This window comes from Micromonospora sp. A202 (genome assembly GCF_006715105.1).
GTDB classification, from domain to species: domain Bacteria; phylum Actinomycetota; class Actinomycetes; order Mycobacteriales; family Micromonosporaceae; genus Micromonospora; species Micromonospora zamorensis.
Genome location: NZ_VFMP01000001.1, coordinates 4,583,221 through 4,597,555 on the forward strand (window position 1 = coordinate 4,583,221; position 14,335 = coordinate 4,597,555).

Consider the following 14,335-nt stretch of genomic DNA (forward strand, 5'->3'; position numbering starts at 1 on the left):
CGCGTCTTCCGTGAACCCGAGTGGATCAACCCCTCGGCGCGCCTGCGGCATAGACGGCGGACGCGCACGCGGGCCAGGTGGGCAACGTCCGTTCCCGCGACGGTGGTGACTTTCACCCGCCCGAGTCGGCGTTTGCGCTGCTCACACCCTTTTCACCAACCCGGACCGCTTGCCCGCCGTCATCCGCCCTGCGCCGAATGCGGGGTTATCTCGGATACGTCCGCATCGCGAAGATGGTTCTCATACGGTGGGGATCAGAGGCTGCAACCGATTTGTAGCTGGTCGTGGCGCCTCAGGCGGTGCGACCCCGTCTGGTAGCAGGAAAGGGCGGAAGGCTCTGATGTCCAACGACGTAACGAGTACCGACGGCGGGGCCTCGACAGCTCCGCCGACACGACGACGGCGGGCGCTGTGGGTCGCCGGCGTGGCCGGGCTGACCGGTGTGGTCGGTCTGGCGGCCCTCGGCGGCGTGGCCGCCAGGGATGACAAGCCCAAATCCGACCAGGTCTCCGACGCGCAGCCGTCGACCAACCGGCAGAACGTCAGTGACGCTGGCGGCGCGGACGAAGGCGGCGCCAAGGAAGCCGACGCTCGGGACGACGAGTGGAGTGGCGGCGACTGGAGCGGCTTCGACGACCGGTCCGGCAAGGACGACAAGCGCCAGGACGACAAGCGCGACGAGAAGGACCGCATCAAGCAGGTCCCGTGCGACACGGACAAGCTGATCCAGGCCATCACGTTCGCGAACAACGAAGATGGCGGCGTACTGGAGTTGGCCAAGGGCTGCACCTACACCCTGACTCGCAACCAGGACGGCAACGGCCTGCCGGTGATCACCCAGCCCATCACCCTGAAGGGCGAGCACACGACGATCGGCCGTGAGGCCACCGCCGACTACTTCCGGATCCTCAACGTCGGCCCCGGGGGGCACCTCACCCTCAAGGGTCTGAGCATCAGGGGTGGTCAGACCCTTCAGTCATCGATGACCGCTGACCCTGCCACGGTCTGGGCGCCGTACTCGGCCCTGGTCCGGTCCACCGTGGCCGGCCCGGCAGCGAAGCCGGCAGCCACAACGGCAGCGAAACCGGCAGCGACAACGGCAGCCAAGCCCGCGGCAACAACGGCGGCCAAGGCCGGGGCCAAGGCCGGAGCGACAACGGCAGCGAAGCCCGCAGCGGCCAAGGCCGGAGCCAAGCCCGCAGCGAAAGCGACGGCGAAGGCGGCGGCCGCCAAGCCGATCGCCGCGGAGGCGAAGCCGGCGGGGGCCGGAACCGCGGTGCCGCTGGTCGAGCAGCCCGGCTTCACCGACGGCGCCGGGGTGCTGGTGCAGCCCGGTGGTCGCGCGGAGATCCTGGACAGCGAGTTGCTCTACAACCAGTCCGGTGGCAACGGCGGCGGCCTGGCCAACTTCGGCAGCACCAGGCTCAGCAAGACGACAGTGGCGCACAACACCGCCTTCTTCTTCGGCGGCGGCATCTTCAACGCCGGGGTGCTCCAGGTCGACGAGTCGAAGGTCAAGGACAACACCGGGATCATCGGCGGCGGCGGTATCGCCAACGGCGCGGCCGGGATCTTCACCGACAGCGTCGACGGTGGCTCGGTCTGGGTCTACAAGAGCGAGATCACCGACAACGAGACGCTCGGCTTCGGCGGTGGCGTGCTGGACGTCGAAGGCACCACGACCCTGCACTACACGACGGTCAGCGGGAACACCGCGGTCCTCGCGGGCGGCGGCGTGGCCGTGGCCGACAGCCAGCTCACCCTCAAGGACGCCACGGTGGTCAGCAACAGCACCGCCGGCGTGGGTGGCGGTGTGGCGGTCACCTTCGACAGCGCCGCAACCGTCGAGAACAGCAAGATCAACGACAACACCGCCGGGTTCTTCGGCGCCGGCCTCTACAACGAGGACAGCGTCACCACGCTGCGCGACAGCGAGGTGGTGGGCAACCGGGCCGTCGGTCCGTTCGCCCGCGGCGGCGGCATCTTCAACACCGAGGGGAGCGAGGTGACGCTCCGCCGGACGAAGGTGGCGCACAACTTCTCCACCCTCCCGCCGGGGGGAATCTTCAACAGCCTCGGCGGCACGGTGACGCTGGACGACGAGTCGGCGGTCACTGCCAACCGCCCGACCAACTGCTTCAACGTTCTGGACTGCTTCGCCTGATCGGGTGGGGCTGAACCACATAGAAGAGGTACGCCTCTCCGCGCCGTCACCGGCTCGGAGGGGCGTACCCGTTTGGCAGGTCAAGAGGGGTCTACGGCCGTCCTGGGCGGCAGTGGGCACGGCGGGGTGTCCCGGCCTTTCCGGATGCAACATGAACCGAATGTGGGCTTCTTTCGGATAAGCCCGCGAGGCGAGGAACCTTCTCATACGGTGGTTTTGGGAGCTACAACCGATTTGTAGCAGGGGACGCCCGTCTGACGGCGGCGACCCTGTCTGGTACGAGGAGAGGGCAGAGAGCTCCGATGTCCAACTACCTAACGAACAACGAAGCCTCCGGGCGGGCGACGGCCAAGCGCCGCCGCAAGCTCTGGCTCGCCAGTGGCGTAGCCGGTTTGACGGGCGTGATCAGTCTCGCGGCGGTTGGCGTCGCGGGCAGCGCCGGAGCCGTCGGCCTCGACTGGAACACCGCGCAGGTCAGCAAGGACGGCGACCAGCGGGGTGACGAGGGACGCGACTGGGACAAGGACAAGGGCGAGGACCGGAACAAGGACAAGGACAAGGACCACGAGCGCGGGAGGGAGGTGCCCTGCGACACCGACAAGCTGATCCAGGCGATCGTGTTCGCCAACAGCAAGAACGGCGGTGTGCTGGAGCTGGCCAAGGGCTGCACCTACAACCTGAGCCGCAACGACTACGAGGGCAACGGCCTCCCGGTGATCACCGAGCACATCACGCTCAAGGGTGAGCACACGACGATCTCCCGGGAAGCCACCGCGGACTACTTCCGCATCCTGAACGTCGGCGCTGGTGGTCACCTCACGGTCAAGGGCCTGACCATCAAGGGTGGCCAGACCCTCGAACTGGAGAACGGCGTCGAGCCGGCTGCGGTCTGGGCGGCCTACTCGGACTCCGAGGCGCTCGCCGCCCAGGTGAAGGCCGGCACCCCGCTGGCGCAGGCGCTCACCGCGCGGCAGGCCAACCCGAAGGCGGGCCTGAAGGCCGCGCCGAAGGTCACCCCGAAGGCTCAGGCGGGCGTCGTGACGCCGCTCGTCCAGCAGCCGGAGGAGAACGACGGCGCCGGCATCCTGGTCCAGCCGGGTGGCACCGCCGAGATCCTGGAGTCCGAGGTCGTCCTCAACCAGTCGGGCGGCAACGGCGGTGGCGTGGCCAACTTCGGCACCACGAAGATCTGGCACAGCACCGTCGCCCGTAACACCGCCTTCTTCTTCGGTGGTGGCGTCTTCAACGCCGGTCTGCTCAAGGTCGAGGAGTCGAAGATCAAGGACAACACCGCCGTCATCGGTGGTGGCGGTATCTCCAACGGCGCCGCGCCGATCTTCACCGACGATGTCAACGGCGGGACCGTCGAGATCAAGAAGGGTGAGATCAGCGACAACGAGACGCTCGGCTTCGGCGGTGGCCTCCTCGACATCGAGGGCAACACCACGGCGTACGAGACCAAGTTCGTCTCGAACACCGCAGTCCTCGCCGGTGGCGGTCTCGTTGCGGCGGACAGCCAGCTGAACCTGCACCACGTCTCGATCGAGAAGAACAGCACCGCCGGTGTCGGTGGCGGTGTGGCCATCGCCTTCGACAGCGCGGTCACGTTCGAGAAGAGCAGCATCAAGGACAACACCGCCGGGTTCTTCGGCGGCGGGCTCTTCAACGTCGGCAGCGTCACCACGCTGCGCGACAGCGAGGTCGTCGGTAACCGGGCGGTGGGCCCGATCGGGGTCGGCGGCGGCATCTTCAACATCTTCGGCGAGGTCAACCTGTCGAAGACGACGGTCGCCCACAACTTCTCCACCTTCGAGCCGGGCGGTGTCTTCAGCTTCTTCGGAGAGGTGAACGTGGACGAGAAGTCCGCCATCACCGCCAACCGTCCGACCAACTGCCTGGCCATCCCGGGCGGAACCATCGAGAACTGCTTCGCCTGATCACCCTTGGGTGACGATGGCACAGCAGCAGGGGTGACAGCACAACGGACCGGCCCCCTTCCGCACCACGCGGAAGGGGGCCGGTTCACGTTCACGTCACTACTTCTGGACGAACACCGCCACGCTGCGCGCCGGGACGCTGAACGTGCCGGCCGCCCGGTCGAACGAGGCGGTACGCAGCACCGGATCGGCCGAGTCGACCAGCACCGGGTGCAGTGCCACGTCCGCACCGCGCAGGTCGGTCACCGTCTGCTTCGCCGTCTCCGGGGTGCTGTTGAAGACGACGGTCAGCGACTTCCACGACCCGCCCAGCCCCCGGGCGTCGAGCGTCATGGTCAGCACGCCGGGCGTCTCCTGCTCCCCCGACAACGGGAACGCCACCCGCCGCTGCACCTGCTCGGCGGTGGCCAGCCCGAACACCGGCGACGACGCCCGGATGCGCAGCAGCTCGGCGTACCGGGCGTCGGTGGTGTTGATGGCCGCGCAGTCCGGCACCAGCGCCGGGTCCGCCAGCAGGGGCTTGGCGTACGACCACTTGTCCTCGTTGTCCTGCGCGGGCGGCAGACCGGCGCCGAACCCGTTGCCCCGCTCGCAGCCCCACCGGATCTGGTTGAACCAGTCTCCGGAGTTGTACGAGTTGCGGTCCAGTGACTTCGACCGCAGCCGTTCGGTGCCCGCGGTGACGAACCCGGTGCCCTGCCCCAGCACCACAGTGCCCAGCGCCAGCACCTGCATGCGGGAGCGGTCGGTCGCCGAGGTGGCCTGCGGCAGTTTGTAGGCCAGCGCGTCGTACAGGATCTCGTTGTCGTGCGCGTCGACGTAGGTGACGGCCTCCCCCGGAGCGGCGGTGTAGCCGGCCGGGGAGCCGTTGTAGTCCACCTGCGCGCCGGTGATCTGCCGTCCGGCGGTGTCGGTGAACCGGTACCCGCGCAGGTTGCCGGTGAGCCCCACCTTGATCAGGTCGTGGGCGTGCAGCAGGCGCGCCTTCTGCTCGGCCGCCGACCCGTTGACCGCGTCCCCGTTGGGGTCGGTGTAGAGCCCGGACGCGAAGCCCTGCACGCGGGGGTTGGTGTCGAACGGTCCGCCGCCGCGTACCGCGTCGCGCAGCCGGTCGTTGAAGGTGCCGATGCCGGTGCCGGCCATGTTGGCCTGGGTGGCCTGGACGAAACGGGCGTCGTCGGCGACCTCGCCGAAGTTCCAGCCCTCGCCGTAGAGCATGATCGCCTTGCCGTTGACGCCGTCGCGGGCGACGGTCAGCCGGTCCAGGGCGCTGCGGACGGCGAGGATGTTCGCCTTCGGGTGGTGACCCATCAGGTCGAACCGGAAACCATCCACCTTGTACTGCTTTGCCCAGGTCACCAGTGAGTCGACGACCAGCTTGCCCATCATGGCGTGCTCGGGCGCGGTGTTGGCGCAGCAGGTCGAATTGGCCACCGTGCCGTCCTCCAACAACCGGTGGTAGTAGCCGGGCACGACCTGGTCGAGCACCGACTTGTCGTCGACACCGGCGGCCGAGGTGTGGTTGTAGACCACGTCCATCACCACCCGCAGCCCGGCGCCGTTAACCCCGGCGACCATCCGCCGGAACTCGGTGGTCCGCGCCGCACCGGCCGGGTCGACGGCATAGCCGCCCTCCGGGACGGTGTAGTGCAGCGGGTCGTACCCCCAGTTGTAGCCGTCGGTTTCGGCGACCGCCGCCACGCACTTCTGCTGTTCCGCGGAGTCCGGCGGGAGCGCCGCCAGGTCGCAGGCGGGCTGCCGCTGGTCGGCCCGCTTCTCCGGGATCGTCGCGAAGTCGAACGTCGGCAGCAGGTGCAGGTGGGTGACACCGGAGTCACCGAGGGCGCGCAGGTGGGTCATCCCGGCGGTCTTCGGGTCGGTGAAGGCGAGGAACGTTCCCCGCCGCTCGGCCGGCACGGTCTCGTCGGCGATGGAGAAGTCGCGTACCGACAGTTCGGAGATCTGCGCCTTCGCCGGGGGCACCGGCGCCGGTTTGCGCAGCGTCCGCCAACCCGCCGGGGCCAGCGCCGCGTCGTTCAGGTCGACCAGCAGGCTGTGCGTGGAGTCCGCGGCGAGAGCCACCGAGTACGGGTCGGTCACCGACGCGGTGACCGTCTTCTGCACCGCCGGCTGCCACGCCCGCACCTGGTACCGGTAGTACTTGCCGACCCAACTCTGGTTGCCGCGCGCCGACCAGACACCGGTGCGGTCGTCGCGGCGCATCGGCACGGTCCTCGGCGCGGCGGTGGGCGAGTCGAACAGCTGCAACGCCACGGTGCGCGCGGTCGGCGCCCACAGCGCGACGCTCGGCGTCCGGCCCGCGAACGTCGGCCCGAGGGTGGCGTCGGTGGCCCGTGCGTACACGTCGTCGAGAACGCCGGGGATCTGCACGCCGGTCGCCGCGAGCAGGGCACCCTCCGCGTCGCGCTCGGTCACCAGCACCTGCCCCCGCAGCGCCCCCGGGACCTTGGCCAGGTCACCCCGGTCCAGGGCGAAGCTACGGTACGACCACAGGTGCGGGAACGTCGTGCGCTGGGCCTCGGTGAGCCCGTTGCGCTGCGCCCGCAACGGCAACGTGGTGTACGTCCCGGTCAGTTCCCCGTCGACCACGCCGACCCCGCCCTCGGGCGAGACGACGAGCGCGTACGTCCTGCCGTCGGTCGGCGGGGTCTGCCACGCCACTGTGGACCGGTCGATCCAGTGCGCCCTCTGCTTGCTGATGTCGGTGTCCGCGTTGACGCTGGTCACCGTGGACGGCAGCAACCGGCCCGGCGTGGCGGCGAGCAGCCACACCTCCCGGCCCGCGCTGGCGAAGTCGAGCCGCTGGTCGTCGGGCAGATCCTTGGTGTCGCCCTGGTGGATGACGTAGTTCAGCCCGGTCGCGCCGGCGGCCAGCGGCACCCGGAACACCGCCCCGAACGCGTCAGTCCTTGTGGGCTTCAGCGGCGCGGACCACTCGGTCGGGTTGGCCGCGCCGTCCCACAGGTGCAGGCCCCAGCCGTCGTAGTTGCCGTCGGCCCTCCGATAGTGGATCACCGCGGTGCCCTCCTCGACCGCCGGATCCGGTTCACCGGTGGCCGCCTGCCTGCTCGGGTAGACCACCGGGTCACCCTGTTTGAGCCAGACCTCGCCGGTTGCCGTGACGTCGACGCTGCGGTCCTGGGCGACGTCCTTGTTGCCGTCGGAGTCGACCACCACGAAACCCACGGACTTCGCGCCCGGCTTCAGTTTCACCCAGGCGAACCGGCCGTAGGAGTCCTCCCCGGCGAACGGCTGCCCCTTGGGCCACTCGGTGACGTACGCCGGGTCGATGTCACCCCAGGCATACAAACTCCAGTCGTCGTACCCACCGGCGGGGCGTTGGTAGTGCACCACCGCCCACTCCCGGGACTTGCCCTGTGCCGGCGTACCCACGATGGCCGTGGACCGGGCGGTCGCGGTGCGGCCCCGACCGTCGCGGACCACCGCCTTGTACTCGACGCGGGTGCCACCGGCCAGGCCGGTCAGGTCGTGCTGCACGGTGTACGGCGCGTGGTCGGCGCTGCCCAGCAACGTCCACCGGCCACCCGCGACCCGGGCGGCGACGGTGACGGTGGCGAGCGGGTCACCGGTCACCTGGGCGGTGACGGCGGCCCGGGTGGCGACCAGCGCGTCCGGAGCCGGGCTGGTGATGGTGATGCGCGGCGCGGCGACCGGGCGCGCGACAGGCGTGCCGGCCCGGTGCACCACCGCCGACAGCGGTGGCACGGTCAGGCTCAGCTTGCCGTCGGCGCCGGCCGTGGCAGTCTGGCTGCCGCCGTAGATGCCGGTGAAGGTGGCGCCGGCCGACCAGGTATCCACTGTGACAGTCTGCGCGGTGTCGGCGTTGTTCACCGCCACGACGTACTCGGTCCGGTCGGCGGGGGCGATCCGGGAGGCGGCGAAGACGCCGGGGCCGTCGGCGGCGTACCGGGTGACCTGCACACCGTCGCGCAGCGCGGGGTGCGCCTGGCGCAGCCGGCCCAGCTCGGCGATCGTCCGGTACAGCGGGTGGCTGGTGTCGAACTGGTCGCTGGCGTGGGTGCGGTCGGTGCCGAGCAGGTCGTCGTCGAGATAGTCGGGAGTCGTCGAGGCGAACATGTCCTGCCGGGCGTCCTTGTCCCCACCGGGGCCGGTGAAGCCCTGCTCGTCGCCGGAGTAGACGACCGGTTGTCCACGGGTCAGGAACATCAGCTGGTGCGCGAGCTGGTCGCGGCGCAGGTGACTGGCCGGGTCGGTGCCACCACCGGCGACGAACGACCCGATCCGGCCCATGTCGTGGTTGCCGAGGAAGGTGGTGAGCCGACCGGCGTCGGTGTCCCGGGCGGCGTAGAGGTCGTCGCGGGCGTACACGTCGGCGAGTGCCTTCGCCGAGCCGGCACCGGCGGTGTAACCGCGCGCGGCCTCCTGGAAGGCGAAGTCGAGGGTCGCCGGCAGGCCACCCTGCCGCACGTAGCTAGAGCTGATCTCCGGGTCGGCGCTGTAGACCTCGCCGAACATGAAGAAGTCCTTCTTGCCGGCCTTTTCGGCGGCCCGTTCGATGCCCTGGCTGAACTGCGGCCAGAAGTCCATGTTGACGTGCTTCACGGTGTCCAGCCGGAACCCGTCGACGCCGGTCGCGCCGATCCAGTCCCCGTACGCCCTGGTCAGCCCCTGGACCACCTCGGGGCGCTCGGTCCACAGGTCGTCGAGGCCGAAGAAGTCGCCGTACTCGCTGTTCTCACCGGCGAAGGTGGAGTCGCCCCGGTTGTGGTACATGGTGGCGTCGTTCAGCCAGGCCGGGACCTTGACTGTCGCGTCCTTCGGCTCGGCGAAGGTCGGGGTGTACGGGAACGACTCCTGGTCGACCGGCGGGAACGCGCGGCTGCCGTCGGCGTAGTTGCGGTCCTCGAACGCCCGCCCCTGCGCGTCGGTGTACGGCGAGGTCGCCTTGTCCACGTACGCGTACTTGTCCTCGGCGTACTTGATGACGTCGGCGGTGTGGTTGACGATCACGTCGAGGTAGATCTTGATGCCGCGCTGGTGGGCGAGCTTGACCAGGCGCTTCATCTCCTCGTTGGTGCCGAAGTGCGGGTCCACCTGGGTGAAGTCGGTGATCCAGTAGCCGTGGTAACCGGCCGAGACGTCTTCGCCGGCGCCCTGCACCGGCCGGTTCTTGAAGATCGGGGCGAGCCAGATGGCCGTGGTGCCCATCCCCTGGATGTAGTCCAACTTGTCGATGACGCCCTTGAGGTCACCGCCGTGGTAGAAGCCCTTGTCGGCCGGGTCGAGCCCGGTCCGCAGCCGGTCACCGGTGAGGCCGCCCCGGTCGTTGCGGGGGTCGCCGTTGGCGAACCGGTCCGGCAGGACGAAGTAGAACTGCTCGGCCCGGGCGGAATTGTCGCCGGCCTTCAGCAGTGCCTCGGCGGAGGGTTCGTTGCTCCACTGGGCGGCGCCGCCGACGGCGACGGGGACACCGGCGGACGTCCGAGGGGCCGCGGCGGCGGCCGGGGGCACGGCGACCGAGGTGCCGACGAGCGTCAAGGTGAGCAGGGAGACGAGGGCCAGGGTGGTGCGCGGTTTCGGCGGGGGTGTCATCGACGCCTTCCTCTGGTCGCTGATTGGCCGCACGCTAACCCTTGCCGAAACATTCTGCAATACCTTGCAAACGCAGTCGCAACACAGCAGAGTCCTTGCGGAAACGCGGCTCAGAGCCCGCCGCAGCGCACCCCGTCGACAGTGCACAGCCGCGGCGTACCCGACGTCCGCTCCATGTGAAAACGCAACGTCACCGACCCACCGGGCCGCACGTCCACCCCACTGACGTACGTGAAGCCGTCGCCGGACTGACGCACCGTCCCCTGCGGAACGCCCTCCACCCAGGCGGTCACGAACCGACCGCCGGAGAACTCCAGCCGCACCGTCCAACCACGGCTCTGGGGCGACGCGTTGACCATCGACACCTCGCCGATGAATCCCCCGTCGAAGCTCTGCACCACCCGGTACCGGCCAGTCACCGCCGGCTGCACCTGCGCCGCCCGACTCGGCGACCGCGTCACCGTCGGCCGACCCGTCGACCCGACAGACCGGGCCACCGACGGCGACGGCGTCGCGGCGCTCGGCGGCAACCCGCTCGCACGCGCGGACAACCCCGGCAACGCACCTGCCGGCGACGACGCCGGTGCGGGTTCGCTCGGCGCGGCCTCCGCCGACGGCAGCGGCAACGCCGGCGGAGCCGACGCGCCGTCCGGGGTCGGATCAGGCCCCCGGTACGTGCCCAGCGCGACGAAGAGCAGGACCACCATCACGACGACACCAGCGCCCACCACGATCCAGGGCGACGACACGATGGCGACCGGACCGGGCGACAGTCGCGGGAAGCGACGCATGCCGGACATGTACCTCCCTCAGCGGACCGTCCGGGCAGCGTAGCGACCGGCGGCCGGGCCGGGAAGCGCCGCCGCCGCACCACTGCGCGAAACCAGCTCAGCCGAGCCGGCAGTCGATCCCGTTGATCGTGCACCGGTGCGGCCGCTCCGCGGACTCACCCCACCCGAGGCGCAGCCGTAGCGTCCGCGAACCACCCGGGTCCAGCGAACGGGTCCCCCGCAACACGAACTCGCCGTTGCCGCGCCCCCGCACCGAGATCCCCTCGTCGTCAGCGATGCGCAGTGCCCACAGGTCGTCGTCGAACGTCAACTCCACCACCCAGTCCACCGACCGGCTCGACTCGTTCGCGATCGACAGCACCGCCGCGTCCCCGTCCCTGCCGTTCGTGCCGACCTCGTACCAGGCGCTGACCGTCTTCGCCACCAGGGGCGTCGACACCGCCGGGGCGCTCGTCCGCCCCGGCGTCGGGGAGCCGGTCACGCTGGCGCGTGGCGACGGCGTCCGACTGCTGCGCGACGGCCGAGGCGACACCGAACGCCGCTCCACACCAGCCGGACTCGGCCCACCCGTCGCCGACGCCGCAGCCGGCACGGTCGGCAGGAACACCGGAGGCGCGGCCTGCGGTCTGGCGTCCCGCTCCCTGGTCCGGAACGACAGCAGCGCGATCACCAGGAGCACCACCAGCGCACACACACCGAGCAGCACCACGATCCACGGCACCGATGCCAACACCCGAGCCGCCCGCGTCCCCGTCGCACCGTCCGGCCGCACCGCCATCAGGTCTCCCCTCGTCCCCCACCGACGCGACAGCGTAGCCAGCACCAGCCAGACCGGAAACCAGGCGGGTACGGATCGGGCCGACCGGCCGACACGCCACGGAAAACGGCCCGACCCGGCGGACGTTCCCGCTCGGTCAGGCCGTCCGGACGACAGTGCAGATGAGCGGCCCCTCGTCCGAGGTACGCAGCAGATAGCGATACCGCTCCCCCGGCACCGACTGCCCCCGGCTGTCCAGGAACTCCCACTCCACCGCCACCATCGTCAACAGCGCGGACAGCGGCTGCACGTCCTCGATCCGGGCATGCGCCGCGATCAGCTCCCGCTCCTGATAGTCGGGTGCGGCGCCCACGAAGGACAACGCCACCGCCGCCGGTGACGTGAACGAGAAGCTGTAGGTGTCGGCCACCACCAACCCCGGCAGGGCATAACAGCCGACGAGAGCCGGCAGGTCGCCGGAGGTCAGCGCCACGCCGTACCGGTCGAAGAAGTCGGCCAACGTGTCGAGATTCGTGGGAGCGTTCACGGCAAGGGCAATTGCCGGTCACCGGCCAGGTCAAACCTCAACGAGGCGGTACACTTACCTCGATCTCCGAACCCAGCCTGGCATCGTTGGCCAGACCCAGGTCGTCCCCACTCCAGAACCGCCCCGGGTCGTACCAGTTCGGACGCCGCCCCGCCGGCAGCAGCCCCATCGCCTCGTAGGTCACCGCGACCACCTCGGCGCAGTACGCCGTCTCCAGTGCCCGATCCCGCTCCGCCGGGCTGGACGGGGTCGATCCGGTCGGCGTCGACTGTGGTGCCGGCCGGCCAAGGTGCGACAGGGCCAGGCGGCCGAGCTGCGGCAGCGCAAGCTTGCCGGGGTGCGGCAGAGCCGGCACCCGACCACGCACCCACCGCCACGCCAACTGGGCAGTCGACGGGAACGGCGTGCCGTCCAACCGCGCGATCGTCCGCAGCACCGCCCGCTCCATCTCCCCGTCGGCCGGCGGGTCGAGCTGCCGCAGCCAGGCCCGTTGGCCGTACCGGTTGGCCCACACGCCGACCGCGTCCCGCAGGTCGTGCAACTGGACCCCCCGCTGGTGGGTGCCCGACCACAGATCGGGCAGCGACCTGCCCAGCTCCGCGTGCCACATCAACGGCGGCATGTCGTCGAGCACCACCGCCATCCCGACGTGGTTGACCGGGCTGTTGGTGGTGAACTGGATCGCCCGGTCCGGCACGCTGCGACCCCGGAACACCCACACGTCACCGGTGCGGGTCAACTCGACGGCCTCATCCAGGCTGATGCTCATGAGGGTCTAGCCTAGGCCGATGCGGCAACGAATGCGGTGGTGGAAGGTTCTCGGGCTCGCCGGCCTCGCCGGCGTCGCGGCTTCCGGCGTGGTCATCGCGCGCGCTGAACGGCGCCGACGCGCGTACACCCCTGAGGAGATCCGGCAGCGACTGCTGGAACGACACGCCCAGGCCGGCGACGCCACGAAGCCCAGCGACCCCGCCTGACCACCCACCCCTGTGGATCGTCGACGGGGCACCTGAGAAGGCGCATGATCGATATCATCGGGGCATGACGACGCCTGTCGCACAACGGCCCTTCGTCCTGTCACCCCCTGCCGCGCCCGTCGAACGGCACGGCAACGTCGACCTGCACCTGCCCACCCGCACCGACCCCGCCCCCGCCGTCGTGGTGGTGCACGGCGCCCCGCTGCCGCCCGACGCAGCCGACCCCCGCGACTGGCTTCTCTACCGCGGCTACGGCGCACTGCTCGCCGACAGCGGCGTGGTCACCGCAGTGATCAGCTACCAGGTAACTGACCTGTCGGCCCTCCCCGCCGCGGCCGACGACATCGCCGCGATGGTCGAGCAGGTCCGCGCCGACCCGCGCGTCGACCCTGAGCGGGTAGTGCTGTGGTTCTTCTCCGGCGGAGGCCTCTTCGCAGCGGACTGGCTGCGCGCGGTGCCACCATGGCTACGCGGGATCGCGCTCACCTACCCGCTGCTCGTCCCCTTCCCCGGCTGGGAGGTCGACCCCCGTTTCCTGCCCGTCGACGCACTCGACTCCGGTGCGCACGTTCCTCTGGTGCTGACCCGCGCCGGACGGGACATCCCACCGGTCCTGGCCGGGATCGAAGCGTTCCTGCCGGCGGCGACCGCCCACGGCTGGCCGATACAGGTGATCGAAATACCGGACGGTCAGCACAGCTTCGACATCCTCGACCACAACCCACAGTCGGAGGCCGCCGTCGTGACCGCACGAGACGCAGTCCTCGACCTGCTGAAGGCGACCTGACCCACTCCGCCACTCCGTCGATCTGTCGGTCCGTCGGTCTGTCGGTCTGTCGGTCCGTCGGTCCGTCGGTCTGTCGGTCTGTCGGTCTGTCGGCGGTCCGCAGTCCGCGGTCGTCCAGATCTCCCATGATCGTGCTCATCCAGGTTGTAGTGGCCTCGTCGGCGCCGGATGGGGCCTGTTCCTGGATCGAGCGCGACCTTGGCGTGACGCGTCGCGTTTGACGTCCCCGGCGTGACTGCCCGGATCACCACCCCGCTCAAGATCCGCGCAACATCAGGGAAGTTGCTGCCTCGCCGCGGCGTGAGGCAGCAGTCTCCCCGAAAGTGCGCGGATCTTGGATTGTCGAGGCCGGGGTTGGCGGGTGTGGCGTCCGGTTCGGCGGATCCGGCCGTGGGGTGGGTGTCCGCTTTCGGCGTGGCTGTCCCGTGGTCGGGGCCACCCTGGCGGCGGAATCGTGGGCCGGGCGGGGTCGTTATACCTGGCATGCCACCGCGACTTCGAGTCGTGGGGCGCGGCAGCCGCCGGGAACACCCGACCGGCCGCCCCGGTTACATCCCCCGGAGCACGCAGGCCGAAAGCCCGGCGGAATGACTCACCGGCCCGGCCGGTTACACACCCCGCACCCCCCGAGCACCACAGCCGGGAGCCCGGTGGAATGACCCGCCGCCCCGCACCGTTACACCCTTACCCGACGCCGGCCCCTGTGGCCACCGGGCAAGAACCTCCAAAACTTTCCCCCTTGCACGTACGGCACGCCCACCCCCCGGGCGTGCCGTGCAC

Annotated in this window: 9 protein-coding genes; 4 read left to right on the top strand and 5 right to left on the bottom strand. The window is 70.1% G+C overall.

The genetic code is table 11. The features are described 5' to 3' along the window. The first annotated feature begins 340 nt into the window (after positions 1–340). Together FBZ33_RS32860 and FBZ33_RS21070 are read left to right on the top strand one after the other, a co-directional pair. Complete coding sequence (locus tag FBZ33_RS32860; RefSeq protein ID WP_185755372.1) at positions 341–2,164, top strand: right-handed parallel beta-helix repeat-containing protein; 1,824 nt, start codon at positions 341–343, stop codon at positions 2,162–2,164. Positions 2,165–2,466: 302 nt separating this feature from the next. Then, positions 2,467–4,101, top strand: a complete 1,635-nt coding sequence (locus FBZ33_RS21070) for a hypothetical protein (RefSeq protein ID WP_141910400.1) — start codon at positions 2,467–2,469, stop codon at positions 4,099–4,101. A gap of 99 nt (positions 4,102–4,200) precedes the next feature. On the opposite strand, the gene pulA is transcribed toward FBZ33_RS21070, so the two are convergent. The 5 genes from pulA to FBZ33_RS21095 form a co-directional block, all read right to left on the bottom strand. After that, entirely contained in the window at positions 4,201–9,696 is a 5,496-nt protein-coding gene (gene pulA / locus FBZ33_RS21075) for a pullulanase-type alpha-1,6-glucosidase (protein WP_141910401.1), read from the bottom strand. Between the two features lie 110 nt (positions 9,697–9,806). Further along, positions 9,807–10,496: a cellulose binding domain-containing protein gene (locus tag FBZ33_RS21080; protein ID WP_141910402.1), complete on the bottom strand. Its 690-nt coding sequence runs from the start codon at positions 10,494–10,496 to the stop codon at positions 9,807–9,809. A gap of 88 nt (positions 10,497–10,584) precedes the next feature. Continuing rightward, positions 10,585–11,265 carry a hypothetical protein gene (locus tag FBZ33_RS21085; protein WP_141910403.1) on the bottom strand — a complete coding sequence of 227 codons (681 nt, stop codon included), beginning with the start codon at positions 11,263–11,265 and terminating at the stop codon, positions 10,585–10,587. A 136-nt stretch (positions 11,266–11,401) separates the two neighbouring features. Further along, positions 11,402–11,791, bottom strand: a complete 390-nt coding sequence (locus tag FBZ33_RS21090; RefSeq protein ID WP_141910404.1) for a hypothetical protein — start codon at positions 11,789–11,791, stop codon at positions 11,402–11,404. A 37-nt stretch (positions 11,792–11,828) separates the two neighbouring features. Continuing rightward, positions 11,829–12,560, bottom strand: a complete 732-nt coding sequence (locus FBZ33_RS21095) for a hypothetical protein (protein ID WP_141910405.1) — start codon at positions 12,558–12,560, stop codon at positions 11,829–11,831. A 19-nt stretch (positions 12,561–12,579) separates the two neighbouring features. On the opposite strand from FBZ33_RS21095, the gene FBZ33_RS21100 reads away from it, so the two are divergent. Both FBZ33_RS21100 and FBZ33_RS21105 read left to right on the top strand, forming a co-directional pair. Beyond that, positions 12,580–12,768 carry a hypothetical protein gene (locus tag FBZ33_RS21100; protein WP_088949202.1) on the top strand — a complete coding sequence of 63 codons (189 nt, stop codon included), beginning with the start codon at positions 12,580–12,582 and terminating at the stop codon, positions 12,766–12,768. Between the two features lie 64 nt (positions 12,769–12,832). Beyond that, positions 12,833–13,555 (top strand): dienelactone hydrolase family protein, encoded by a 723-nt coding sequence (locus FBZ33_RS21105; protein WP_141910406.1) that lies wholly within the window; start codon positions 12,833–12,835, stop codon positions 13,553–13,555. Positions 13,556–14,335 lie beyond the last annotated feature (780 nt).

Bases quoted from the DNA above. Each gene is read 5' to 3' on its own strand.
- FBZ33_RS32860 (WP_185755372.1), top strand. From the start codon at position 341: ATGTCCAACGACGTAACGAGTACCGACGGCGGGGCCTCGACAGCTCCG.
- FBZ33_RS21070 (WP_141910400.1), top strand. From the start codon at position 2,467: ATGTCCAACTACCTAACGAACAACGAAGCCTCCGGGCGGGCGACGGCC.
- pulA (WP_141910401.1), bottom strand. From the start codon at position 9,696: ATGACACCCCCGCCGAAACCGCGCACCACCCTGGCCCTCGTCTCCCTG.
- FBZ33_RS21080 (WP_141910402.1), bottom strand. From the start codon at position 10,496: ATGTCCGGCATGCGTCGCTTCCCGCGACTGTCGCCCGGTCCGGTCGCC.
- FBZ33_RS21085 (WP_141910403.1), bottom strand. From the start codon at position 11,265: ATGGCGGTGCGGCCGGACGGTGCGACGGGGACGCGGGCGGCTCGGGTG.
- FBZ33_RS21095 (WP_141910405.1), bottom strand. From the start codon at position 12,560: ATGAGCATCAGCCTGGATGAGGCCGTCGAGTTGACCCGCACCGGTGAC.
- FBZ33_RS21100 (WP_088949202.1), top strand. From the start codon at position 12,580: ATGCGGCAACGAATGCGGTGGTGGAAGGTTCTCGGGCTCGCCGGCCTC.
- FBZ33_RS21105 (WP_141910406.1), top strand. From the start codon at position 12,833: ATGACGACGCCTGTCGCACAACGGCCCTTCGTCCTGTCACCCCCTGCC.